The following is a 25,720-nucleotide window of genomic DNA, read 5'->3' as shown; positions in this document are numbered from 1 at the left end:
TTCGATAGCAATGACAACAAAACACCTGCCGCGCCCGCGTTCCCGAAAGCGTCTTCCCACCCACCACGATCACGAGCCGGGTCGCCGCCATCTCTCTTTCTCCGGCCGCGCGTTTGCGCTTGCCTGCTGGGCCGGCGTGGCGACCGCACAAGAAGACGCCCGACCCCCCGCCGCCCCGGGTGCGAACCCCGGCGCGGTCATCGGCCTGCCCGCGGTGGTCGTTACCGGCGCCGCGCTGCGCGATGCCACCAGCGAGGGGGCGGACAGCTATGCGGCGCCGCTGGTCACCGTGGGCGGCAAAACCGCCGTTCCGGTCATGGAGCTGCCCAATTCCGTAAGCGTCATCACGCGACAGCGCATCGAGGACCAGAATCTGCAAAGCGCCGAAGAAGCGCTGGCGCAGGTCACCGGCGTGACCGTCACGCCCTGGGATGGCACGTCGTCGCAGATCCGCTCGCGCGGCTATTTCCTCGAGCCCAGCTATGACGGCGTGCCGGCCTTCAACGGCTTGAACGCCACGCAGCAGTACGACCTGGCGATGTTCGACCGCATCGAAGTGCTGCGCGGTCCGGCAGGCCTGTTCCAAGGCTCGGGCCAGCCTGGCGGCACGGTGAACTTCGTCCGCAAACGGGCGCCCTCGGACTTCAGCGGATCCGCCGCCCTGACCTATGGCTCGTGGAACGACAAGCGCGCCGAAGCCGACGTGGGCCTGCCGCTGAACGCGCAGGGCACCTTGCGCGGACGGGTCGTCGCCACCTTGCAGGACCGCGACTTCCATTACGACCACGCGCACAGCGCCAAACAGTTCGTATACGGCACGCTGGACTATGACCTGACGCCAGCCACGTCGTTCTCGCTGTACGCCGCCTTCCAGGACGACAAGACCGATCCCTACACGGGCTTGCCGGCCTACACCGACGGAAGGTTCATCGACGCGTCGCGCTCCGCCAATCCCATGGCTCCATGGAGCCGCTACGACACGCACCACCGCACCGTGGCGGCCGAGGCCGTGCACCGCCTGTCCAGCGGCTGGCAATTCAAGCTTCATGTCGCGCACGCCGAACGGGATTGGCGCGTGCATGACGGCTATCCGAACACCGGAGTGAACCCCGACACCGGCCTGATAGGCAACTACATGCGGCGCGGCTGGGACGACAGCTCCACGCGCAAGGCGGTCGATCTGTATGCGGCGGGCCCGTTTCAACTGCTGGGCCGCAGGCATGAAGCCACGGTGGGCTACAACTATGAGGTCTATGAAGGTGAGACGTTGTACGGCGCTAACACCTCCGTGCCCGGCATACCGTTCGGCCGGCCCGACCTGGTGCCCGAAAGCGCGATAGGCCCCTACGTACGCGGATCGGGCTACGAGACGCGGCAGGACGGCTTCTATGGCCAACTGCGGTTGTCCATCGTCGACCCGCTGACGCTGGTGCTGGGCGGGCGGTTGAGCGACTTCACCACGCGCAACCGCAGCGTGGCGCCGTCCGCGCCCACCGAATGGGCTGTCGCCTCGCGTGAGCGCGGTGTGTTCACGCCGTATGCGGGCGTGGTCTATCGGCTGTCCCAACAGTGGACCGTCTACTCCAGCTACTCCGACATCTTCATGCCGCAATCGCAGAAAGACGCCAACGACAGCAACCTGGACCCGCGCGAAGGCAAGCAGATCGAATTCGGGTTCAAGGGGCAGTTGAACGACGGCAAGCTGCTGTTCAGCGCCGCGGTCTTTCGTACCCGTGACGTGAACCGCTCCTACCCCGACCTGGACAATCCCGGCTTCTTCCTGTCCGCGGGCGAAGTGGAGGTGAAGGGCGCCGAGGTGGAAATCAGCGGCAGCCCCATCCGCAACCTGCAGCTGACGGCGGGCTACGCATATCTGATCAGCCGCTACGCGACGGACCGCAACAACGAAGGCGCGACGTTCTCGCTGTTCGAGCCGCGTCATGCCTTCAAGCTGTACGGCAACTATCGCGTGGCTGACACGCCGTGGATCGTTGGTGGCGGGGTGCTGGTGAGTTCGGCCGCGCCAGGCACCGGTGTGGCCGGCGTGCGGGAAGCCGGCGGCTACGCGGTGATGAACGCCCAGGTCGCCTACGCCGTCACGCCGCAAACGCGAGTAACGCTGGCCGTGAACAACCTGGCCGACCGCCGATATTACGCACGGGTGGGCACGCTGAGCAGCTACAACATCTATGGCGAACCACGCAGCGTGTCGTTGAACCTGAGGACGCGCTTCTAGGCTCGAGACAACGCCCCGCGCGAGGCCGAGCTGGCGCCTTCGGACCGGGCCGGCGCCCTCCTACCCTACGGCACAGATCGGTTCCGAGCCGCATCCTCGTCTTCATTGGCGCCAGGCGACGCGGGCGCGGGCTGGTTCTCGCCCTCCACCACCCCGCCCGGCGGCAGCACCGTGCCCGGGTCCGGCTCGGGACCGCGGCGCACTCCATGCCCCTGATGCGAGTCATCGACGTCTTCACGATTCTCCTGCCGGGCCGGCGTGCCGACAGGAAGCGATGGCGATCTCTGGTTCATTGCGGCGTCCTTGGCGATTGATAAGCGGCTTCGAGAAACACAAAGCCGCTCGCATGCCGCAAAAGCCATGCCGGCGCCGGATGGCTACCTACGCCTGAACGGGTCCAAAGCATGTACGCGTATGGTTTAACCCCGACGATGGGCATCATCGGAGGCCTATACTTTTTTGACACGCTCCGGCCCGCAAAGAGGGTAAGCCGCCAGCCCTGCGCGGCGCGCCGGCGCACGGTGCACAGGGACATGGCCCCTGTCGCGAGGAGGCAAACGCCATGCCGCGCCAAGCATCGACGGCTCATGCAGAAGTTCGCTACGAAGCAGCTCCTTCAAGGAGGTATGTGATGAGCAATCTGTCTCAAGGTGCCATCGATGATCTGAAAGCATCCACCCGGGGCCAGGTGCTTACGCCCGACGACCCCGGCTACGACGATGCCCGCAAGATCTGGAACGCCATGATCGACCGCCGTCCCGCGGTGATCGTGCGGTGCGCGGGCGCGGCCGACGTGCGCCGCGCCGTGGACTTCGCCCGCAGCACCGGTTCGCTCGTGGCCGTGCGCGGCGGCGGACACAATATCGCGGGAACCGCAGTCTGCGAGGGCGGCGTGATGATCGACCTGTCGCAGATGAAATCGGTGCGGATCGATCCCGAGCTGTCCGTTGCCCATGTAGAGCCCGGGGCCACTCTGGCGGATCTGGATCACGAAGCCCAGGCATTCGGCCTTGCCGTGCCGCTGGGCATCAACTCGACCACCGGCGTCGCGGGCCTGACGCTGGGCGGCGGGTTCGGCTGGCTGAGCCGCAAGCACGGCATGACGATAGACAATCTGCTGTCGGTCGACATCGTCACCGCCGACGGCGAACTGCGGCACGCCAGCGAGGAAGAAAACGAGGATTTGTTCTGGGCGATCCGCGGCGGCGGCGGCAACTTCGGCGTGGTGACCATGTTCGAGTACAAGCTGCACCAGGTGGGGCCGATGGTGTACGGCGGCCTGGTGATACTGCCGTTGGAACAGGCTCGCGACGCATTGATGAAGTACCGCGCGGCGCTGGCCACCATGCCGGCGGACCTTACCGTGTGGGTCGTGCTGCGGCAGGCGCCCCCGCTGCCCTTTCTTGCGCCCGACGTGCATGGCAAGCCGTGCGTCGCATTCGCCAGCTGCTACCTGGGCAACCTCGACGACGGACCGCAGGCCGTGTCGGCCATCCGCCAGCTGGGCACGCCTTATGGTGAACACCTGGGCCCCATGCCGTACACCGCGTGGCAGAAGGCGTTCGACCCGTTGCTGACGCCGGGCGCTCGCAACTACTGGAAGTCGCACAACCTGGACTCGCTGCAGGACGGCCTGATCGACGTCGTGGTCGAGGCCGTGAAAGACGTGCCTTCACCGCAGTGCGAGATCTTCCTGGGCTGCATCGGCGAGGCCACGCAGCGGCCTGCAGTGACATCGATGGCGTATCCGCATCGCTCCACGCAGTTCGCCATGAACGTGCACGGACGGTGGGATGATCCCGCCGACGACGAACGCTGCATCGCGTGGGCGCGTGCGCTGTTCCGCGACACCGAACCCTATTCCGCAGGCGGCGTGTACGTGAATTTCATGACGGAGGAAGAGCTGGAGCGGATTGGCTCGGCATATGGACCGAACTTCGACAGGCTGGTCGAGATAAAGACCCGATACGACCCGCAGAACCTGTTCCGGCACAACCAGAATATCCGGCCGAGCGGCGAGAAGAAGGCGGCGTAGCCCCCGAAGCGCCGATACGGATTACGGCATGGCCATGCGCGGTCGAGCGGCCGCGCAGGCATACGCCAGCACGCATCGGCGCCCGCGCGATGTGCGGCGCCTACCGTCCGCAATGCGCGAAGCTGCGCACCAGATCATCGGCATCGCCCAGCAGCTTCGCCATCAGCCCGGTTGACACGACAAGCGCTGCCTCGTTCTGCTCGAGGCGATGCAGCGACCGCACGACGGATTCGACCTGCTGCTGCCCCGCGGGTATCGCCACGAACCAGCGATAAAGCGTATTGAAGCTGAGCAGCTCGCGAAAGCCCTGCCCGCTGCCCATCGAGGTAAGCGACTTGAGTATGCATGCCCGCAGCAGCATCTGCGGCGACAGGCCTTCGCTGGCGATCTGCGCGAGCGGCGCCATGGCCTGCGACGGCAAAGTCGCCAGGCGCGCGTCCACATGTGTACGCAGCAGGACCAGGGGATGGCGAGCGGGAATGCGGTCGTACCAGGCATCGGCCGAGTGCCACATGCCGGCCGGCACCACGGACAGCCAAGGTTCGTGCCGACGATAGAGTGCTACGGGACGGTCGTGCAGGGTCGGGATCCAATCCGTGGCAACGTTGTCGGTATGCATTGCGGCGCGCTCCAGTCGAACCCGCCCTGGCACAGGGCGGCGATGATTGACGGATGTCGCGGAAGAAAACCGCACGGTTTCGTATTGGAACGGACGCACGGGCTTGCAAGACCGGCACGTGCCGCACCGAAAGAAAGCGAGCGTGTGCCGCGCGACCGGTCCGCGCGGCCGAGGGCACGCAGACCGCCGACCCGGCCGCCTTGTTCGAGCGCATGAGGGCGCCGCGTGAAGCCTAGGTAAGAAGCACCAGACCGCCGGCTTCGCGGATTTTCACATTGAACGCCTGGCTGATCTGCACCAGCGCGTGATCCAACTGATTGATACGGAATTGGCCGTTGAGCAGTTCGCCGGCCTTGCTGTCGTCCAGCAGCACCACGCGGCCGGGGCGATATCGGTTGATCTCGGCAACCACGTCGCGCAACGCCGTGCGCCGGAACACCAGCATTCCTTCGCGCCATGCCGACACGGCGCGCGCCTCGACCGGCAGTACGCGCCCCAGGCCGCCGGCATCGTAGAACACCTGTTCGTTGGCGTGCAGCAGCAGGTCGCGGCCACCGAACTGCACGGTGACCGTCCCGTTCATGCAGCTGACGCAGATCTGTCCATCGAGCTTGCGCACTTCGAACCGGGCGCCCGTGCCGGAGGAACGGGACTGCCCGCCCGCGGCCAGGACAGTGAACGGCTCGTCGGAACGCAGGTCGACCGCGGCTTCGCCGCTGAGCAATTCCATGCCTTTGCCCGCATCGGCCGCCTTCAGCACGGAAATACGCGTTTGCGTATTCAGGGCCACCAGGGCCTGACCCAGTGCAAGCTCGCGCTGCTCGCCGGTAGCTGTGGCATAGTCTGCGCCCCATTCGTTCACCGCCGGCCACAGCCCAAGCGGGGGATAGACCATGGCGGCCACGCCGGCAGCGCCGGCGCCCATGGCAACCCCCAGCCACGCCCGTCGGCCCGCGTGCACGGGGGTGGAAGCGGGACGGCGAGCGCTAAGCGGCAAGTGGCCTTTGACCATCGCGGCGGCCTGACCCGCCAGTTGCCATTGGTGACGCGCGTCGGCAAAGGCGCCGGCATGCTCGGGACTTTGCGCGCACCATTGTGCAAGCATGCGCAGGTCGTGCTCGGTGACGCGGCCGGACGCCAAACGACGAATCCAGGCATGGGCCTGGGATTCGAGCCCGTCGTGGCGGGCCCTGCGTTTGGCGAAGAGATTCCTCAACATGTTCTTGTATGGACGATCGGGGTGGACGCGATACCGGCGCTCGAGGTTTTCAAGGCGTCGCTGTAGTAAGACGGAGGGATAGACTCAAAACCGCACAACGTTACATTCTTTTTACATATTGGGCGATCTGTTCCTGAGCGCGCTGCAGTTCCCGTTCGACTACGCGCAGCGAGATTCCCATCTGCGCGGCCACCTCGTACTGTGGCAAGCCCTCGAGGCGCACGGCCATGAAGACCTCGCGCCGGCGCGCCGGCATGTGCTCGATCAACCGAGCCATCGCTTGGATCGTTTCCCGTGACTCGGCAATGCGCGCCGGCGTGGGCACGCGCCCGGGATCGTCCGTGACGAGGGCGTCGGCGAACGCCTCGATTTCCCCGACCGAGACGAATCTTTCGACGCTGCGATGTTCGTCTACAGCTAGGTTGGATGCGACCCGCAGGAGGTAGGCCGTCGGATTGTGGACCGCGTTGATCTCGGTACTGGCGGCTTCCTTGCCGTGCAGGTGCAGCCAGGTTTCCTGCAAGGCGTCGCCCGCCAGCTCGGGATTGCCCAGCCGTCGGGAAAGCTGTCCCTTCAGTTCGTCATAGCGCGCCACGAGCAGCGCCTTGAGAGAAGCCAGATTCGTGGTCATGGATGCTTGTGCGGTTCGGCGACGCTAGCCGGCATGGCAATCAGCGGTAAGCGCTTGCTCGCGCGGGAGAAGCACCATGAGCACGGGCTGCGGCAACTCCTGCGGAGGCGGTGCCACCGTGAGCCCCGTCAAAGTCTGGCGCAAGACGTCGTCCCGTTGCGGATCGCCCGTGGTGTCGAGCAGATGCACACGGTCGATATGGCCGAGCGGATCGATCCAGAACTGCAGGGCCGCGCGGTAAGAGGCCGGCGCGACACGGGCATTCGCGCACAGCGCCCGCCGCAGGCTGCGCTGGACGAGACCGTAGTAGCTTTTTTCGGAGGCTGAACGCCATTGCCGGGCCGTCGACGCGGAGCTGGCGGGCGGGGCCGAGGTGATGACATACGAGAACTCCGCCGTGCGGCGCACATTCAACTGCGCGTTCGACACCATCATGCGCAAGGCGGTGTCAGGCAGGTAACGCCCCGACACTGGCACGGAAGAACGTCCGACTGACAGCGAGGCCTGATAGACCACTGAAATTCCCGTGATTGCACTGAATTGCTCGACGGCGTCTTCCAGGGGTTGCGCCTCGATATTGAAGTCGATTTCCCGCGCCGTGGGCCCGCTGGGGAAGTCTTGCGCGGACGCCATGCGCGACTCCGCCCCAAGCAGACAAATACCGAAGCCAAGGCACGCGGCAATAGGCAGCCTACGCCACATATGCTCTCTTCTCCGGCTAAGGGGGGCGATATCGGACCGATATGTGCCAGATGCGTGCAGGCGACCAGCCATTACGTACCGCTTGAAGCGGCATCTAGCTGGCGCACACGTTACCCCCGACATATGTCAGTTCTGTGACGTGCAGTGGCCCACACTGGCCCTGGGCCGCGCCGCACTGCTTGCTGCCGAAGCGGCAGCTAGACGAGGGAACAGGCGTCTCGCCGGGCGGCGTTGATTTCGCGAAAGACCATGCCCACCGTGACGCCGAAGCGCTGGGCCACTTCATGCCTAGGACAGTCCTGCACCCAGACATCGAGGCAGATGGCCTGCCGACGCCGCGGCAATCGGCCTATCGCCCGTAGGACTCGTCCTAGTTCATTGCGGACCTGGGCCAGATGCTCGGGCCCGGGAGACGAATCGGCGATGTCATCCCACGGCGCGGACTCGTCGGCCACTTCCAGCCCGCGGCGCAGCCGGTGATCGCGTGTGATGTCGACCGCGCGGTTGTAGGCCATGCGATAGACGTAGGCCCGCGCATCGATGATGGGCGCGCATTGCGGCCGCTCGGCCAGCCGCAGCCACGTATCGTGCAATGCGTCGGCGGCCAGGTCGCGGCACCCGAGCCGATGCGTGAGGCGCTGCAGCAGGTCGTCATAGTGCCGCACCAGCGCAACTTCCAATGGCTCCTGTCCGGGTCGCGTCGTCATCCGTTTGCACCGTAGTTCCATGCGCCAGGAGACAGGCTGCCCGCGCGTTGCACCAGACCCATTCGGGGCCATTCAACCGGCAACCCTAAAGCCCAAAAGCCGATGGATGCGGTTCTGCGCTAAGACGGTTCCAGCCGAAAAAAACCGACCGCTTTCTGCAACATGAATTTGTTACCCGCCACCGCTCAGTGAGGCGGACACCACTGCGCCACCAGCTCGCCATGGATCGTGAAGTGCGCAGCGTCGGGCGACATGGCGCGCTCGGCCACGGCTATCGCGCCCAACAGCAGATTTCCGACGTCGACCTCGTCTTTCAGTTCGGCCAGCGTTGCCTCGATCTCGGCTGCGCACGGCGGAACGTAAAGCAGGTACTGGTCGCCATAGAACCATCGAAACAGCAGGTTGTAGGCCACGTCTTCCGCCAGGCACCGCTGCGTACGAAAGGAATACAGGATCTGCAGTACCAGGGCGCGGAACGCCACCAGGCGCAGCATCGCATCCGCATCCCGCACCGAAATCTCGTCACGAGTCTGCCCGATGTCGCCCAGCAGTTGCGGATCGACCACGGCATCGATGTGCCTGCGCACTGCGGCAAGCGGGTGATCGGCCGGAATAGTCCGCAGCATGGGCGCGATCCGCTGCTGCAAGGCGCTGTGCGAAACCATGAGGTACGCCGGCCTTCCGTCCCGCCCTTCGACCCACACCTCCTGGCGCGCGGCGATCTCCGCGATCTCGAGGAAACGGTCTTGCAGGTCCTCCACCGTCACGACGTATCGGCTTTTACGGGATTGCATCGGTCTTCCGCGGCCTTGGCACGCCGCGCTGCGGGCAAGGCCCGCGAGCGCTATCAGGAAAGTACTACGTCATTGGGGCGGCTGTGCGCCGCCGACCGGCTTGTCGCCGCCCGCCGCCGTCGCGTCGAGCGCGCTGCGTGCACGCAGGGCCTGGATCAAGCCCGTGTTCACGCTGAACTCGCTGACGCCGGCGTCGATGATGGAACTGTGGTCCAGGCACCGGAACACGATCTCGATGATCCGTGGGTCCGCGCTGACCATGGCCATGTCCTGCACGAACGCCTCGACGGCAGGCAACTGCTGGGACGCGTAGTCGTACCCGACAAACCAGCGCCAGCGCATGTTGTACGCCAGGCCTTCGCGCAACGTGTCTGCGCCGCCCACGGAATAGACGATCTGCAGCAGCCAGGCACGAATCAGCATCTGCCCCGGCATCCTGGACTGGGACCGTTCGGCCAGTGCCAGCACGAGTGCCGCCTCGTATGCCAGCAAGGTATCGATGGCCCTGCGCAATCCGACAAGCGGGTGGCCCTCGGGAGGACGGTACGTTTGCAGCGCGTCGATCTGCAGCCAGGCGTGATAGTCCACCAGGCATACCCACGGCTCTTCATAACGCATGATCAGCACAGGCCCCTCTTCCCGTGCCTTGTGAGCCCAGCTGGACAGATCGTTCACCAGCCGGCTCATGGAGACCATTCTATCGGCGCATACGGCCGCCCGCGTGCTCTTCATGTCTCGTTCCTTGTCGGTGCATATGACAGGCTGCCTGCGGCCGATGCGGTGTTGGAATCGCGCAGCGTGGTGGTCAGACGAGCATCCAATGCGTCGGCTGCCCGGCTTACGTTGCGCAGACCGGCGGACGTGCATACGTGCTGTGTGCCGTGACGCCGCACGCGTTTGTCACCCGAAGTGCGGCGAACGGCATGCCGCGCCATGTTGCAATCAGCAGCCGCCTTTGTATCAAGCAGGAATGACGCGGCAATGACGAATGTTCCGTAGGACAACGCATACGCCCCGTCAAGGCACGCGCACGATGCCGTTTTTGCCGCTGGCGTCTTCGCGCTTGGGCACAGCCAGACGCAAGAGGGAGCCACCGCGCTCGAGCGTCACCGTCCCGACGTCGATGGACCTCACCACCACGCCTTCCATAAGCGGCTCGCCGGCCATCACCGCCTTCGGCGGCGCGCCGTTGACGCTGACCAGCGCGACAGCGCGGCCATCGACGCTTCGCGCCAATCCCAGTACCCGCGCGTCCAGACGGACCTCTCCTGCCCCCAACCAGGCTGCCACCACTTCGCTGGCCGGGTCCGCGGCCGGAGCGGCGGCGGCCTGCGCCACCGGCGACTGCGCCTGCGGGGAACGCAGGATATATCCCCAGAACAGCAGGCTTGCCGCACATGCCGCCGCGCCCGTCAGGTGCGCGAGCCGGCGGGACGAGATTGCACGCGTCGAGAAGCCGATGCGTTCCATGGCAGACATCATGGCAGGCGTCCTTGGATGCGCGACGCGAATGCGGCGCTATGGGCGATAGCTTTAGCAGACTCATGTTGGACTTTCATTGCAACGCCACATTGTGTGCTTATGATCTGCGGCATCCGATCACTGTGCAGCACCAATGCCGTGAAGCGTATCCATCCTGTCCAACGCGGGTTCTCTCTGATCGAAGTGATGGTGGTGCTGGTGATCATAGGCATCATTGCAGGCACGATCAGTGTCAGCATCGCGCCCACGGCGGGCAGCACGCTGCGACTGGATGCGCGCGAGCTGGCGCAACGCATGACCGCGGCCCAGCAGCAGGTGCGGCTGGACGGCCGCGTGATCGTCTGGCAGGCCCGCGGCGACGGCTATGCGTTCATGCGTGGAACCTGGACCGCGGTGCCAGGCAGCGTCGTCCCTGCGGTGTCCACCGCAGGCGCCCTGGACCAGTTCGAACGCGATGACGTGCTGCGTCCCCGGCAATGGCGTACCGGCACCGTCACCGTGTCGCCTGTAGGACCAGTCCTGCTTACTTCGGAATGGGTCGGCGAGCCGCTGCGCCTGGAACTGCACAGCGGCGACCATACGGTCGAACTCATCCGCGACGCCACCGGCGGATTCCAGGTGCAGTGATGAAAAGATTCCCCCATCCGCTTCTACGTGCAAGCCGGCAAACCGGATTCACCCTGGTCGAGGTGCTGATCGCGCTGGCCATCATCAGCGTGGCGCTGGCTGCGTTCGTGCGCACCACCAGCCAGGCCACCAGCAACCTGGGCGGACTGGAGCAGCGTTCCCTGGCCATGCTGTCCGCCGAGAACGCCATCGCGCTTACGCAGCTGGGCACGCCGCAGGCGCCGGGCGTGCAGGTCATCGACTGCCCCCAGGCGGACCAGGCCTTTGTATGCCGCGTGCAGATCGGGCCGGTGCAACAGGGGATGCGGGCCGTGACGGCCGAGGTCTACGTGGGCCGCAACAGCAGCCAGCGGCTGGCCAGCGTACAGACTCAACTTGCCGAGCCGCCCCGATGAATCGCCCGCGTCGATGCCAGGCCGGATTCACGCTGATCGAGGTCATGATCGCCGTGCTCATCATGGCCTTGATCAGTCTGATCGCATGGCGCGGCCTGGACAGCATGACGCGCACCAACGACCGACTGCAGGCGCGCATGGAAGAAACCGCGCGGACGACGCGGGCCCTGCAGCAGATCGAGATGGATCTGACATGGCGGGCCACGGTGGAGCTGCCATCTGCGGCCACCGAGGCCTTGGCCGCCGACGGCGAAGGCGAAGGCAGCGAGTCGCAGGGCGACGCAGGCGGCGCCCCTCAGACCGCCAAGCCCGGCACGCCCATGATGCCCTTGCTGCCGGCAGGACTCAGCGCGCGACGCGGCCTTCAGGGCGCCTTCACGTTCGAGGTGGTGCGCGCCGCGGCCGCCCGGCCGGGCCAGTGGCAGCGGGTGCAATGGTGGCTGCAAGGCGGTACGTTGTACCGTGCCGCGGGCGAAGCCTCTTCCGCATATCCGTTGCCGGCCCCGTCGGCCGCGGATCGAGTGGCCGTGGTCGAGGGCGTCGCCAATTTCGATATGCGGGCCTATGAACCAGGACAAGGATGGCGATCCCTGCCAACCATCCGCGCCGTGCCCAAGCCTGCCACGGGCCTCGATGTGCTGGTCAGCGTACGCCGCAGCGCCGGACCTGCGTTGCAATACCGCCGCGTGATCGCGCTGAACTGAAGCGCTGAAGCCTTAAGCGGTGAAGCGGCGCTGCTTATCGCGGCGTACGTGGCTGTTCGCGGAGGAGGGACAACAGGGCAAGGGGCCACGCCCGCCGTACGGAAGTGGCCCCTTGAGGACTGTGTGCCTGCGCCGTTGTGCGGCGCCAACCCACGGACACTTACAGCATGTTGGCTCGCTCCTTGTCGGTCAGGGCAGGCTGACCGGCTTGTCCGACGGAGCGGCTGTTCATCAGTTGGATTGCGCTGCCCGGGTCGTAGCTGACGGGCTCGCCGGTAGCCCGGCCGTTGGCGGCCGGCGCACGCGAAGGCGCAGGCGCAGGCGCCGGTGCGGGAGCCTGGCTGCCGTCACCGAAGCCCAGGATCTGCACGCTGATGATGGACGGCAAGGCGCGCTGGGCGGCGGCTCGCGAACGAGACACCGCATCCTGCGCGGCGCTGGCGGCATTGGTGGCGGCACTGCTGGCCGACGTCAGCGCGCCGACGTTGACGGCGGCCACCACCGGAATGCCGGAGGATTCTCCTTGCGTCTGAATGTTGGCCGCGTTCACCACCTGCAGCGCGGCGATGTTCACGTTGCCCGACACCCGGATGCCTGCCTCGCCGGCGTCGATGGTGCCCAGGGGCGCGATCAGGTCCACGTCGCCGGGCGGCACTTCCGGAATGGGCGCCAAGGTTGCGATACCCGCCCCCGTGCCGGGCACGTCAGGCGAAATCGCCACGTTGCCGAACGCATCGTAGATGCGCCGCGGCGGGGTGTAGACCACCGAAGTTCGCGATCCGCGGCCGGCGTTGATGTCGCCTTCCGCCGACCATCCCAGGATGCTGCCGCCGAAGGTCGTCATGATGCGGCTCTGGCCCAGCAGGATGCTGCCCAGCGAGTAGAGCTGAATGTCGCCTTGTCCCAGAGTGACCACCCCTGCGGTGGAAGGCGGAGCCTCTCCTTCCACGCCGTAGGTCTGGGCGCCTGCCGGCGTCAATACCTGGATGTCTCCGCCCGCATTCGTATGAATGCCGGCGCCGCCATAGGCGAACAGATTGCCCCCATAGACTGCTGGGCTACCATCCGGATCCCGCTCGGGGAAAAGCGCCTCGATCGCGTTCCGGCCTCGCAAGTAGCTGCCAAAGCGCGGGCCATCCTGGTCGTTGTACTCCCGGCCGCCTGCCCGTAGTTCAGAGAAATAGACAAAGCGGGCGAAGATACGTTGCTGCTCACCTGGCAGCGTCGCGAAGAAGGCCAACGCCTGTTCCGCCGTTGACTCATCGGCCGTCGGAGAAAAGCCATAGCGATCCGCCAGCCAGGCAGCCAACTCCGCTTCGTAGGTGTGCGCCACGTCGCCTTCCTGATCGGCTAGCGGCCGCTCCGGATCAGCGAGGTTGTCAGGGTTGAGGTATCTAGCGAGGAAGCCATTCCAGTCCCCACTGCGGCTTCCCATACCTGCCTGCACGACGATATTCGCGCCTGGACGACTGTCGCCGGGGACGACGGGACCGAGGCTGGTGATGGAGGATTCGCCGTAGTTCAGGCTACTGCCCGAACGAGCGGCCTGCCCAACCATGACGATATTGCCCCCGGCGCTGATTTCCAGCGTACCCGGACCCGCCACCATGAAGTTGCTGAAGAGGATTTCACCCCCGGCCTCGACAATGGAAACGTCGTTGGCATTGGAATGGATGAAGAGATTGCCCGTGCTGGAAGCGCTGCCGAGATTAGTGCTGGACGGTGTTTGCTTAATTTCGCTCGGGATTGCTACCGACTCGCTGAGCAAGGTACCGGACCGTACGATGTCTCCACCCGCACGCATCCAGACCGGACCAAGCCCCTCGTACCAGGTCTGGCCCGCACGACCTCCGCTGCTGAAAGCAAGCACCTCCCCGGTTCCCAAGCCCAATATGTCTCCTTCACGCGCATAGAAACGGACAGGGGAAGCCGTAGAAACCAAGGACGTAGCGGTGTTTGGTCCAAAGGCAAAGATGGGGAATCGGCCGACGGTGGGCCGGATCGCTTGTGCATCCAGGTTATGGATAGCGGTAAGGCCTCCGTCGTTCGCCCTGAATACCCCGAAGGCGGGATCAAGCGGCGTCGGAAGCGCGGACATCGGCGCCGCCGATCGACTTACGACATAACCGCCTGCATAGATCGAATCGCCCGCAAGGACTTCCAGACGGCCGTTCCTGGAAGGCGCCAGCAAAAGCGAATACGCCGCGTTGTACTCCGAGGCTGACGCCTGCCCAAGTGCCGAAGGCCCGATGAAGATGCTACCGTTGGCCGCCACCGTGGAAAGCTGACCGGGCCACACAAAGCGGCCGTCGGTCGCGGAGTAATTCCGTTCCGCAGCCACAAGGCCGCTAGCCTCTACCGCGGCAATCTGGACGCTAGGCGTCACGTCGCCGCCAGCCGAAAACAGCCGGATCGCGGTATTGTCGGTCCACAGGGAGAACCATCCGTAGCCGCCGGCTTGCCGCTCGCCGCCGTTCTGGCTATAGGGCATCGAAACCGGCAGCGCGACCCGCCCCGGATCCCCGGCACCGGAGAGCACCAGATCACCACGGCTGGAAAGCGAGGCGGCCGAATCGCCCAGCATGATCACCGGGCCGCCCGTCGCTGCGCCCAACGAGGCGGAATAAGGATCGAATGCGCGCGTCTCTCGTTGGTCGACTTGCACGCCACTACTTCGGAAATAAGAGAGAGCGATCCCTCCCAAGCTGCCTGCCTGCACGCGCACGCTTCCCCGCAGGTTCGCCAGTACGCCATTGAGGTCGAGATTTTGGCGGCGATAGTCGAAAGGCGATGCCTCAGAATTCCGCGAACCCGTCGAACTACGCGCGGCCAAACCCGGATTGAGCGCGCCGCCCAAGTCCAGGCGCAGATCGCCGCCTCCGCTCATCAGCACGTCGCCGTTGTCGAGAACGCGTCCAGTGCTGCCGACCGCCAGTATCAACCCTGCGCTGCGCTGCGGATCCGTGCTTCCGGGGGCATCTCCGCGACGGCTGATAAGGCCTGCGTCGCCGCTTACCTGAACGGTCAGGTTACCGCCCCCCAAGGTTCCAACGCCGGTAAAACCCACGAGCTCGGGAATGGCGCCAACCAAATATCGATCTTCGTAGGGCACCCCGGTCAAAGTATTCGTCAGCTCCGCATCCGGCCCCCGAACGTAAGTTCCGAAATTGATCCACCAACTGGTGGGAATCCGGTCGACCCCTTGGGTATCGCCGCTACCCTGACGCCACAACCAGTTGCCAAGGTCAGCACTGCCGCGCTGCGGCCGCAGATCGATGTCTGTCGTCACCCCCGGCCGACTCGCCAGTACATCCCCCGTGAAGTCGCCTCCGGCCCTCAGCAGGAGGTTGCCGCCGCCGTCGGGATACCATGCCCCGTACGTGCTGTTCTCGCCGCCATTCACCACCGCCTCGTAGGCCACTCCCACACCAGGATCGGCGCTCATGCTGGTGTTGAGGTAGGTGTCATCGCCGCCACCCCCTTTGGCGCGCGGCTGGTTGAATGCGCCGGCTTGCGCGCCGCCTCGCGAAGCGCTGCTGGCGCCGGCTGTGTAAACGCCATACAGTGAATGCATGGCCACGTCGCCGCCCGCGATCAAGTCCAGGTCGCCGGTGCCGGTACGCAACACACTGAAGTTCTGCGTGACGGGATAGGCCGCCTTGACGGTATCCCCTGGTAGTTCCAGGCAGGATCCCGGCATATCGCAAAATAGCCAACCCTGAGGATCTACCACCGGGTCGCCAACCGCGGGCGGACCACTCAAGCCATAGTCCTGCCAGTAGTTGTCTGTTTCCCAACCGGCAATGCCTTCCTGGGTCCACACGTGAGTGGCCGTCCCGCATGTCACGCTCGGGTCGGAGCAGAACCCCCACTCCTGGGGATCCGCAACCGCATCGCCTACCTTGACGGGGCCGCTCAATCCATAGTCGGCCCAGTCGACGTCCACCTGCCAGTAGTCGATAGCCTCCTGGGTCCATACCTGGATGCCGCCCGGCTGGAATGTCTTATAAAGACCATAATGGGTGTCGGCCAGCACCAGCCTGCCCGTTGCGTCGGGGCGCGTCAGCCGCGGGTCGGCGGCGTCCAGGTCCGCGCCTGCTACCAGACGCAGGCTCCACGAGAGCGAGCCCTCGGGCAGCATTTTTGCCACCGCCCAGTTGCGGCCCATGCGATCGCCGGACACCGTGCGCAACTCGACCAGGGGAGCCCCATCCACCAGCTTGACGTTGGTCATCGACGGAATCAGGGCTCCGACGGGCAAGCTCACGTCGCGCGCCAACGTAGCGGCGACCGGCAGCGCCACGTTCGCCGGCCAGGTCAATGCCTCGACCTGCGCCTGCGCCGGCAACCGCATGCCGGCCCCCAGCACTGCGCCAGCAGGTATCGACAATGCGTCGCCCAGCACCGCGCCGGCGGCCGCGAGGACGCGGCCCGACGCGTCGCGAATCTCCGCGCCCACCACGGTTCCGGCAGGCAGGGTCATGCCCGCGACCAAGGTTGCCGCCACGGGCAACTCCGTTCCTGCCGGCAGGGTAAGCGCCTGGAGCGGCACCGCGTAGTTCAGCGTCTTGTCCGCGGGAAACACGGTGCCCTCTGCCAGCTGCACGCCCGCCCCCGGCACCACCACGTCGCCGCCATATCCCTGCGTTCCCGGGGTCAGCACCCAGCCATTGTCGTCCGGCGTGTCGGGCGGAGGCGAGAAGCCATCGTTGACACTGCCGTAGATGTTCAGGTTGCCGCCGGCACGGATCACCAACGCCCCCGGCTCGCCGGAGCCGTAGATGCCGGTCTTCTGCGTTGCCGGATTCAGGCTGGCGTAGCGATGCCCCGACAGGTCCAGGTCGCCGCTGATGACGATGTCTCCATCCGGCGTGGCGCTGACGATCTCCACGCCGGGCCGCAAGTGGAAGACATCGCGGAGGCTGCCTCCGCTCAGTCCGGCCAGCTTCGTATTCAGCAGTGTTCCATTGGCCAATGCGGCATTGATGAACGCCACGCTATCGCTGTGCTTCCCGTCCAGATAAGCCTGCGTGATGATCTGATAGGGCCGTCCGCCGGCCGCCTCGTCGGTGCCTGCTGGCGCGTCGTCGTAACGCTGTACCGCATTGACCGCGATGGACTTCACACCCTGCACGTCCACCGCGCCGCGAACGTCGATCGCAATATCGCCGTAGGTGGCGGCAGCGTCCGTGTCGACACGGCCATCGGCGTCGATACGCGGCGCATTCAGTTCCAGCGTGCCCAGCGCGCGGCCATCGTGCAGCGCTGGCATGGCCGCTACGCGGGCATCGTTGGTGCCATGGCGCAGGTCGATGCGTGCGCCGTTCGCCATGGTCAGCAGCCCCGCGCCGGAACTGAGCTCGACGACCGCGCGATTGGGCGCGTCGACGATTTTCCCGTAGCTGTCCAGGCGCAACAGGGTGCCGTGCGCGTCCAGCACGGCGCCGCTGGCGAGCGTCAGCCCCTGGCGCCCCGCGAGGCGGATCATGCCCACTCGCTCGCCACTGGCATCCACCATGCCGGTAACCGCCAGGTGGCCCGCGTCGAGCGAGACCTCGATTTGATTGGCCCTCAGTCCGTTGCCGATGACCAGGTCGCCCTGCTTCAACTGGAAGCTGCGACGACCGAACACCTGGCCCTCGTTCAAGCGCTGGTTGAGCGCGGAAAATGCGTCGGTCAGGGCCGCCCCTACACCCAGGCGCTGTGCCCGGATATCCACGGCGCCCGCCAGGTACGGCACGTAGGTGCCGCCCGCGTCGTAGTAACCGCTGGCAGTGCCGTCGATGGCGCCTTGAAGATCCACGCTGCCCGCGGCTTCGCCCAACGCAATGGCGGTCAGACGGCCAGCGTTATTGTTCTCAGCGGAAAGATCGATGAGGGAAGCGGAAGCCTGGACGACATCGCCGTTCGTGCTGCGCAGACTCACGTCTCCGCCCCAGCTGTATTGCGTGGCGTCGTTGTCGTCAAAGAACGTCACGCTGCGCCCGGACACGTCGACTGTGGCGCCATTGCCCAGGACCACGCTGCCATCCGCCTCGAGGGCCAGCTTGCCGCTGGGCAAGGCCACCGTGGTGTCCAGGTTCAAGCCTAGAGCGGCGGTCAGTGAAAGTTCCGCGCCGATTGCCGTGACAGCCGAAGGATCAGCAGCTCCCGTTGCCGGTGCGGTAACGTTGATGGCCCCCCCTACGGTGATCTGATGCGTCGATCCGGACTCTCCGGTCCACAAGGGCGTGACCACGTTGAGGTTGCCGCCCGAGTACTGCCAACCTTCGCCGGAGACATATTCGCCTTGCGACTGGTAGATCGCCAATGTACCTGCGTTGTTGGCGCTGACGCGGTCGCTGGCCACCAGATTGACGTTGGCGAACCCCAGGGCCATGCGACCCAGCTTGCTGACGCCATCCGCCTGGCCATAGGTGCCATAGCCGAACGTAATCTTCTGGGCTTCGATCTGCAATGAGCCCGTGCCCGTGCCCGCGCCGCCGTTGACGACGGGGCCCGGCGCATCACCAGATCCGTTCCAGATCAGATGTCCGGTCCGGATCAACGCCATGTCGGCCGAGTCACCATAGCCGTAGATGGCTGGCGTGGTGATCATCAGGTTGTCCAGCAGCGATGCGCCGCTAGCGTCCAAGGTTGACAGCGTCACCGTGTCGAAGAAATTGACCGACTGCCCGGCAATCAGCTCGAGCGTCTCCAGAGCGGGAGCGCCCGTGCTGGTGTCACCCTGCAGCAAACGCTCCATCATCTGCTGGGTAAGCGCCAGCCCTGGGGTCAGCGCGCCGCGTGCGGACGCCGCCGCCAGCGCCTCACCGCTGCCGATGTTGAAGGCGCCGACCGCCAGGCTCAGGTGCCGCGTGCCGTACCGGACGGCGTCGTCCAGTTGAAAATCGTTGTCCGTGACGAAGGCGATGCTGCCTTCGGAGTAGAGCTGCGTCGACCCGCCGCACGCCCCCGACGCGCAGCCGCCGATCAGGATCGGGCTGGGGCCCTTGATGAGGCCGGCTTTCTCCGACGCCAGCCATCTCAGCAAGCCGTTCGATACCGACACCACACCGGTGCTGCCCGGCTGATAAATGAATCCGTCGGCGGAGTCGTAGGCGACCGCGCCTCTTCCTAGCGTATTGATCACCGCCCCCTGCTCGACGCTGATGCTGTTGGTCGAGTCCAAGAAGCCGCTACCGATCAACATGACTTCCGGCGCATATAGCTGAGCCCCGCTGCGTACGACGAGGGAGTCTGCCGGGGAAACGTTCTCGCCGGCCACCTGGCCGTCGAAGCGCACGATATTGCCGCCCTGGCCATATGCGACCCGCGGCATGCCGCCGATGGCCAGCCGGTTCACCTTCACCCGGTTCAGCTCGGAGGACCGCAGCGCGATCGCATATTCCGACGAGGGAACGGCGTCGTCGGCAAGGATCTCGATGGTCGAGCCCGTGACGGCGAGCGTGCTGCCATAGCCTCCTTTACCGGCTTCGCCCCGCACCTCGCCCGCGAACCGGAGACTGAGATCCCGGCTATCCTGCTCTCGATCCAGAAGCGCCAGACGCAAGGTCTTGGCGTCCGCCTCGATCTGTGCGCGCGGCACACCCAGTGTTGCCGCATCCGCCCGTACGAATTCGCTATAGGGCGTCTCGTTGTACTGCGAGTATGAACGCAGCACGTCGGCCGGGGTCAGGATGACCTGCTGGAACAGGCTGTCCTGGAACCGCGTGCCGGCAATCGATAGCCGGCCCGCGGCAGACCACGAACCGTTGCGCACGGTATGGGAAGCGGTGGGCCGCCCGATGCTGGAAAGACCGTTTATCTCGACGCGGAACGCACCTGGCAGCAAGGCGTACGTGGAGGGCAGCAACGTATAGGTTCCCGCGGGCAGGCCCGGCACGCCATCGCCCAGCGTGATCTGCTGGCCGACCACCGGATCGACGGCGCCGGCTTCGCCGCCGGCCGGCGCCGCCGGCGCCTGTACGCCTGGAACAATGGCATAGACAGGATTGCTGGACAGCCCGGGCAAGGTGAACCCGTTGCGCCCGATCTGCACCAAGGGGTGATAGCGGGCATCGGTGGAGCCGCCTCGCCCGGACACGAAGCCCGCACCGGTCAATTCACCGCCGCCCGACAGGTCTATGACGGCCCCCGCCTGCACATCTACATGCTGGCTGGTTAACGTCACCCGACCCGCGGCCAGCGAGCCGACGCCCGCCAGGTTGATTTTTTCTCCGGCGTACTGCCACGCCTGCCCGTCCTTCGTGCCACCGTAAGGCATCACCAGGCCATCGGCGCTGACCGACGTCAGACTGCCAGCCAGAAGACTGACGTTGCGGCTGCCACGCAGGTTAGTTTCGCTTCCCAGCTCCACTCGGCCCAGAGGCGCACGTACCACGCCACCTTGCTCGATGTTCGCAGCGGCCAGGGTCAGGCGTCCAAAAACGGAGTATGGCAGTTCGGGAATGACGTCGGTCGTGCGCGCAACGGACAGCACCCGATCCGGGTCGAGCGCGGCCGACGTTCCCCGCCAACCGGCATACAGCGCCGCACTCGCCCCCGTGCCGGGATAGAGCTGTGCGGCCGCCAGCGAGAGGTCGCCAGGCGTGTAGAGATCGCCACCCAGGAATCGGATGTCGCCCGCGCTGGAGAGCAGCAGCTTATCGAAACCGCGCCGATCGACCTCGGCGGGCAGGCCCACAGACGCGCCCGTTCCACCTCGGCCGCCGAAAGTCAGATTGCCGGCAACCTGCAGCAGCCTGCCGGCATTGATGGACAGCATGCCGACCGGTGCCCGTTCCGACACGCCGCCTGTGACAGTGGGGTGGAGACGACCGTCACCGCCCAGTTCTCCACCATAACTCGCCAGGTGTATGTATGGGGCGGAGAGCTGGACGCGGCTCGACTCGGCGGCGCCTTCGGCAAGGCTCATGACTCTCGCATAGAGGTTCATGGAGTACCCCGTCGCCAGGGAAACATCGCCCTCGAAACTCAGAAGCCCGTCGCTGGCGAGCGTGACGCTGTCGAAGCCGCCCGCGGCCACTTGCTCCGCAGCCACGCCGGCTCGGCCATAGACCAGTTGATCGGCCGCCGCGGCGGGGTCGAGGCCAAGGGACAAAGACGGCCGGGCCCATTGGCTCAGGGTCAGCTCCCTCGCCTGCCTGACCCGGCTATCAGCAGTGTTTCTGTAGATCGGGGTATTCAAGGCCAGCGTCAGGCTTCCCCCGGCAGCACTGTCGCCGCCCGCCTCGGCCCGTAGCGTACCGTCGAGGTACAGGCCATTGCTCGATGCGACGGTAATATCCCCCCCGGCGCTTGCCACCTCGCTTGCACCGAGCCCCGGCACATCGATCGTGGCCTTCGTGCCGGAAGCATCCAGCAATGCCCCCGGGCGCACCACGACGAACAGGTCGGCCGCATCCGCCAGGCCCTGGCCTGCGTCGAACGCGCCTCCGACGACGATGCTGCCCCCTGCGTCAACGAGGCCATACCGCCGGCCAAGCGTATCGGTGGCCAGCGTCGCGCGCCCGGACACATCGAGCACGGCTTGTTCGCCGACCCATATCGAGCGGCCATGGCCTTCGCTTCGAGCCGGTTCCGCCGTCGTTGCGGGAAGCGGTACCTCCCCGAGCAGGATATCTCCACCCGGAGCCCGCAGCGTGCCCTCGACGGTAAGCTGACCAATGCTGCGGACCTCGATGGTCTGGCCGGGGTCGACGTTCACGACAGCATAGCGGCCGATGATCGCCTGCACGACCGCCAGGTCGGCGGCCGCTGCCTCGGTACTGCCCGCGCGCAAGCTGAAGCTGGCGCCGGCGCGCCGGGTCAGCGTACCGGCAACCGGGTCTTCCTGGTACAGCGGCGGCATCCAGAGTTCGAGCGCCGCTCCCGGCGCCTCGACCGTAGCCTGTCGATGCGCGCCGGCTCCGCGCCGGTATACCGGCATGGCGACGTCGACGGCGCTGCCCTGGCTTACCAGGGCGCCCGTCAATCCCGCAACCTGATACTGCGAAAAACCACGATTGAAGTAGCCGCTCGGCAACTGGAGAACATCGAATCGAGCCTCGCGCTGCAACGCGAAACCCGGCTGCACTAGCGTGCCCGCGGCCAGCACAATGTCTTCCGGCGCAGCAGTCCCCGCGGCGTAGGAGTGCCTCACTTCAGTTTCGGGCAACTGCACGCCGTCTCGGCCGGCCACAGAGAACACCCCGCCCGGAATGACCATGCCGGACGGCAGGATGAGGTTGTTTGCACCCGACGTGGTGGTGTTGAAGATGGTGCCCACGCCGACCGTACTGCCCGCCCTGTAGACCTGCGTCCTGCCCGTATTCGGGTTGATGCCCGTGAACGTTCCAGTAACGTTGGCCGGGATGGTCCACAGCCTTTGTGCAACCAGCGTGCCCCCCGCCGCTCGGACGAGGTCGATGAACGCCGCGTCGCTCGGCAAAGCCTGTCCGCCAGGAACGAAAGGCGCTTCGACCCTGACGAGCGTGACGTCCGTCGGCAGTATCTCGCCCGCGCCAACGGTGTAGTCATCGGCCAGCGTCAGCCCGATCACCAAAAGCCCGCCGGCAGAAAGCGTTCCGTCTGCCGTCAGTGCGAGTTCATTACCTACCACTACCGTGCCGCCGGACTGCAGCGACAGCGTGCCGCCTCCCGCCACGCCATAGCCGCGGATGTCGCCGTCCACCGTCAGCATGCCGCCCTTGCCGGCCGATTGATTGACCCCGGAATGTAAGGTCACGTCACCGCCACGGCCTCCGGTGTAGCGGCCGTCCGTCAGGATGGCCGCCCCGGAAGATACGTCGATCACGCTGCCTTTGGCGAGCAGGACATCGCCCGTGCTGCGAATTGAGACGTTGCCGCCTTCCTGGAAAGGGAAATTGGCGAGGTTCTCCGGGTCGAGAAGCAGATTGCTCCACAGGCCGCTGGCGTCTATCGTGGCGCCAGCCGCAAGCGTCACCGACGCGTTGGCCACGTCACCCAGGATCGTGTCCTCGAATCTGCGATTGCTGCTGACCTGATGCAGTACGTTGCCCAGGAGTATCGTGCCGCCGTGGCTGACGATGTCAGCGTTGACCGCCACCGTTTCGCTGTAAAGCGTGATGTCTCCGCCGTTGCCAACCCGCAGGTCGTCCTCTACAGAGATGCGATTGCGCGCCGCGATACGAACCGAGCCCAGGCCCGCCTCGTCGATCAAGGAAGTATCGAGGTATAGCTTGCCCTGCCGATCTTCGGGCAGCCCGGTATCGAGATCGAGCCCGGCGGCAACTTTTTCGGCAGCACCGTTGAAAACAACGTTCTGGATGGTGTTCTCGTTCGCCGTCAGGTTGTACTGCAGCGTTCCGCTGTCCTTGGCGTAGTACGGCGTATAGGCGCCCACCACCAGGCTGCCCCCGCGCGCAACGGCACGCTGCGACTGGTAATAGCCGTCCAGACCCGACTGGGCGGCCTGTGTCTGGCGCTGCCCCTGGAAGGTTTCGCCAACAAGCTGCCCCTCGAGCACGGCGTTACGGGTGCCGATCACCAACGTGCCCGCGTCGCGGCCTACCGTGTAGCCGGACTCCCAACGGCGGCTCGGTGCGATCAGCGGACTGTAGAAGTGACGCGTATGCTGCCACCGCTCGCTGGTCAGCTCATATCCGCGGTACAGCCCTTCGTAGAGCACGTCGCCCGGTGCGCGTGAGACCTCGTACAGACGCCCATTCGCGCCCCTTAGCCACGACTGCCGGATATAGCCGCTTTGCACATCCAGCGTCCCGCCCGACAGGTTGATCAATGAACCGGCCCGAGTGACGACATCGCCGCCGGTGAAGCTGACGACACCGCCCTGCGCCATCCATTGGTCAACGCCGCGGCCGCTGGTGGCAAGATAGCCGCCTACCTCCAACAGGCCGCCCGCGGTGTACCACCGGTCGCTCTCATAGCCGTTGGTTCCCGCCGAAACGTAGACAAGCGATCGCCGATCTATCCACAGCTCGTTGCTATTCAGATTTGCACTGTCACGATTGACGGGCGCATCGCGTTGCTCGTTGCCTTGCACCCAGATGTTGAGATTGTTGCTCTCCATCGCGACCTTGACGCCGATGGCGCCAGAGACATCCAGCACCGCGTCGTCACGCACTAGCGCGCGAGCCCCCGCATCCACTGCGATCTGTCCGCCGGTTGCCAGGGTCAACGAGCCGCCCTCGAAGTCCACTGTGCCGCCGCTCTTGATCTCTACCAGCGAAAGATCACGGCGATACCGGTCGGCAGGAATGATGTTCTCGTCACTGGTGTCGACGGCCGGCGCTTGCAGGCTGTCGCGCTGTCCGTCCAGCGCCGTCGTGTCGGTATCCGCCAGGAGGATGGCGGTGGCACTGTCTTGTCCGAGAACGACCTTGCCATCGGCCGTGGAGGCATTCAGGTGTATCGTGCCGCGCACGTCGACCGATGTGGTGGCGACCGCGACCCCTTCCTGGCGCACCTCGGAAGCGGTCAGCGTGATGTCGCCGATCGGAGCATAGATCAGGCCGGTATTGGCGACCCTGCCCGCTCCGCTGGCCACCACCTCATTGCCGCGGGTGGTCGAGGCCTGGTTGCCCTCGGTTCCCTGCCCTTTCCGGATGACGAAGCTGTCGCCCGCCGCCAGTGCGACCTGGCCTTTGGGCGCGATCAGGGTGCCCGCATTGTCTACCTGCTTACCCAGCAGCAGTACGTATCCCCCGCCGGCCGTGGAGCCGCTGGGCGCCATGGTCTGGATCACGGCGCCGCGTTGCACGTCGATCTGACCGGCGGCACCGGTGAAGGTAGGATCGGCGCCGTTGTAAAGCCCGTTCTCGAACTGCTGATCCGTGATGTTGGCCGCCGCGACAACCAGATTGCGCACGTTGACCTGACTGGAACCGCTGAACACAACGCCGTTCTGGTTGACCACCATGACCGTGCCGTCGCCCTGGACGGTGCCCTGGATCTGGCTGGGTCGCGTATCGGCGCCGCGCACGCGATTGAGCACGGCATCCGAGGCGCCCTGCACGAACTTCAGATCCGTATTGCGTCCGACGTGAAAACTGTTCCAGTCCAGGATGGCGCGCGACTTGTTCTGGGTAATCGTCACCTTGTGGCGCCCATCGGCCCCCACGCCCAGCGCGTCGATCTCGCCCGCATCCCAGCGCCCACCCGCCAAGCGGTCCAGGCCGTCCGCACCCACGCCATCGCGCACCCAATCCGCGTTGGGCGCATTGCCGCGCGCCGCTTCCTGCGCCGCCTGCTGGGCGGCGATCGCGTTGGCCGTCCGGTTCAGATTTGCGATCGAACGCGACAACTGTAGTCGGGCTTGTGCCTGCTGGCGAGCCGTCGACTGCCCGCCCGTTGCGCTCTGCGCAGGGCCCCGTGGGACGGCGCGGGCCGCTTTGCCACTGCCGCTTGCGGCGAACCATGCTCCGCCACCCGGCGCGGCCGCTTGGGCGGTACCGCCCAAGCATCCCGCCAGAATCAAGGCCGACATTAGCGGCGACAGATAGTTGCCGGCAACCCCCGGTGTTTTTTTCTTTGCGTTGCTTTGGGGCCGAGGGGTTGGTTTACTAAACATGGTCTGTCGTCTCT

General features: G+C 65.7%; 15 protein-coding genes. 5 read left to right on the top strand and 10 right to left on the bottom strand.

Annotated features, from left to right (window positions below; translation table 11 throughout):
• Positions 1–136 precede the first annotated feature (136 nt).
• Positions 137–2,236: a TonB-dependent siderophore receptor gene (locus CAL15_RS02215; protein WP_157666583.1), complete on the top strand. Its 2,100-nt coding sequence runs from the start codon at positions 137–139 to the stop codon at positions 2,234–2,236.
• Positions 2,237–2,301: 65 nt separating this feature from the next.
• Here CAL15_RS02215 and CAL15_RS24310 read toward each other — a convergent pair whose 3' ends face one another.
• Entirely contained in the window at positions 2,302–2,529 is a 228-nt protein-coding gene (locus CAL15_RS24310; RefSeq protein ID WP_157666582.1) for a hypothetical protein, read from the bottom strand.
• 338 nt (positions 2,530–2,867) lie between these two features.
• On the opposite strand from CAL15_RS24310, the gene CAL15_RS02205 reads away from it, so the two are divergent.
• On the top strand, positions 2,868–4,271 hold the full coding sequence (locus CAL15_RS02205) for an FAD-binding oxidoreductase (protein ID WP_086077139.1): 1,404 nt from the start codon (positions 2,868–2,870) through the stop codon (positions 4,269–4,271).
• A 100-nt stretch (positions 4,272–4,371) separates the two neighbouring features.
• On the opposite strand, the gene CAL15_RS02200 is transcribed toward CAL15_RS02205, so the two are convergent.
• From CAL15_RS02200 to CAL15_RS02165, 8 genes are all read right to left on the bottom strand, one after another.
• A complete protein-coding gene (locus CAL15_RS02200; RefSeq protein WP_086077138.1) occupies positions 4,372–4,890 on the bottom strand; it encodes a hypothetical protein in 519 nt (172 codons plus the stop codon).
• Positions 4,891–5,122: 232 nt separating this feature from the next.
• Positions 5,123–6,109 carry a FecR family protein gene (locus CAL15_RS02195; protein WP_086077137.1) on the bottom strand — a complete coding sequence of 329 codons (987 nt, stop codon included), beginning with the start codon at positions 6,107–6,109 and terminating at the stop codon, positions 5,123–5,125.
• A 100-nt stretch (positions 6,110–6,209) separates the two neighbouring features.
• Positions 6,210–6,740, bottom strand: a complete 531-nt coding sequence (locus CAL15_RS02190; protein WP_086077136.1) for an RNA polymerase sigma factor — start codon at positions 6,738–6,740, stop codon at positions 6,210–6,212.
• Positions 6,741–6,764: 24 nt separating this feature from the next.
• The gene (locus CAL15_RS02185) at positions 6,765–7,373 is read right to left on the bottom strand and encodes an STN domain-containing protein (protein WP_086077135.1); all 609 of its coding nucleotides are present in this window, start codon (positions 7,371–7,373) and stop codon (positions 6,765–6,767) included.
• A gap of 266 nt (positions 7,374–7,639) precedes the next feature.
• Positions 7,640–8,149 (bottom strand): RNA polymerase sigma factor, encoded by a 510-nt coding sequence (locus CAL15_RS02180; RefSeq protein ID WP_157666581.1) that lies wholly within the window; start codon positions 8,147–8,149, stop codon positions 7,640–7,642.
• A gap of 185 nt (positions 8,150–8,334) precedes the next feature.
• On the bottom strand, positions 8,335–8,943 hold the full coding sequence (locus CAL15_RS02175; protein WP_157666580.1) for a transposase: 609 nt from the start codon (positions 8,941–8,943) through the stop codon (positions 8,335–8,337).
• A 69-nt stretch (positions 8,944–9,012) separates the two neighbouring features.
• On the bottom strand, positions 9,013–9,675 hold the full coding sequence (locus tag CAL15_RS02170; protein WP_086077132.1) for a transposase: 663 nt from the start codon (positions 9,673–9,675) through the stop codon (positions 9,013–9,015).
• A 285-nt stretch (positions 9,676–9,960) separates the two neighbouring features.
• Positions 9,961–10,413 (bottom strand): general secretion pathway protein GspC, encoded by a 453-nt coding sequence (locus CAL15_RS02165; protein ID WP_157666579.1) that lies wholly within the window; start codon positions 10,411–10,413, stop codon positions 9,961–9,963.
• Positions 10,414–10,563: 150 nt separating this feature from the next.
• On the opposite strand from CAL15_RS02165, the gene CAL15_RS02160 reads away from it, so the two are divergent.
• The 3 genes from CAL15_RS02160 to CAL15_RS02150 are packed head-to-tail and all read left to right on the top strand — an operon-like array spanning position 10,564 to position 12,151.
• The gene (locus tag CAL15_RS02160; RefSeq protein WP_157666578.1) at positions 10,564–11,052 is read left to right on the top strand and encodes a prepilin-type N-terminal cleavage/methylation domain-containing protein; all 489 of its coding nucleotides are present in this window, start codon (positions 10,564–10,566) and stop codon (positions 11,050–11,052) included.
• A complete protein-coding gene (gspI, locus tag CAL15_RS02155) occupies positions 11,052–11,447 on the top strand; it encodes a type II secretion system minor pseudopilin GspI (RefSeq protein ID WP_086077129.1) in 396 nt (131 codons plus the stop codon). The genes CAL15_RS02160 and gspI overlap by 1 nt, the downstream gene beginning before the upstream one ends.
• Positions 11,444–12,151, top strand: a complete 708-nt coding sequence (locus CAL15_RS02150) for a prepilin-type N-terminal cleavage/methylation domain-containing protein (RefSeq protein WP_157666577.1) — start codon at positions 11,444–11,446, stop codon at positions 12,149–12,151. The genes gspI and CAL15_RS02150 overlap by 4 nt, the downstream gene beginning before the upstream one ends.
• Positions 12,152–12,311: 160 nt before the next feature.
• Here CAL15_RS02150 and CAL15_RS02145 read toward each other — a convergent pair whose 3' ends face one another.
• Complete coding sequence (locus tag CAL15_RS02145; protein WP_442857421.1) at positions 12,312–25,622, bottom strand: filamentous haemagglutinin family protein; 13,311 nt, start codon at positions 25,620–25,622, stop codon at positions 12,312–12,314.
• Positions 25,623–25,720 lie beyond the last annotated feature (98 nt).

The sequence above is a fragment of the Bordetella genomosp. 13 genome (assembly GCF_002119665.1).
Taxonomy (GTDB): Bacteria; Pseudomonadota; Gammaproteobacteria; order Burkholderiales; family Burkholderiaceae_B; genus Bordetella.
This window is presented reverse-complemented; position numbering and strand designations above follow the sequence as displayed.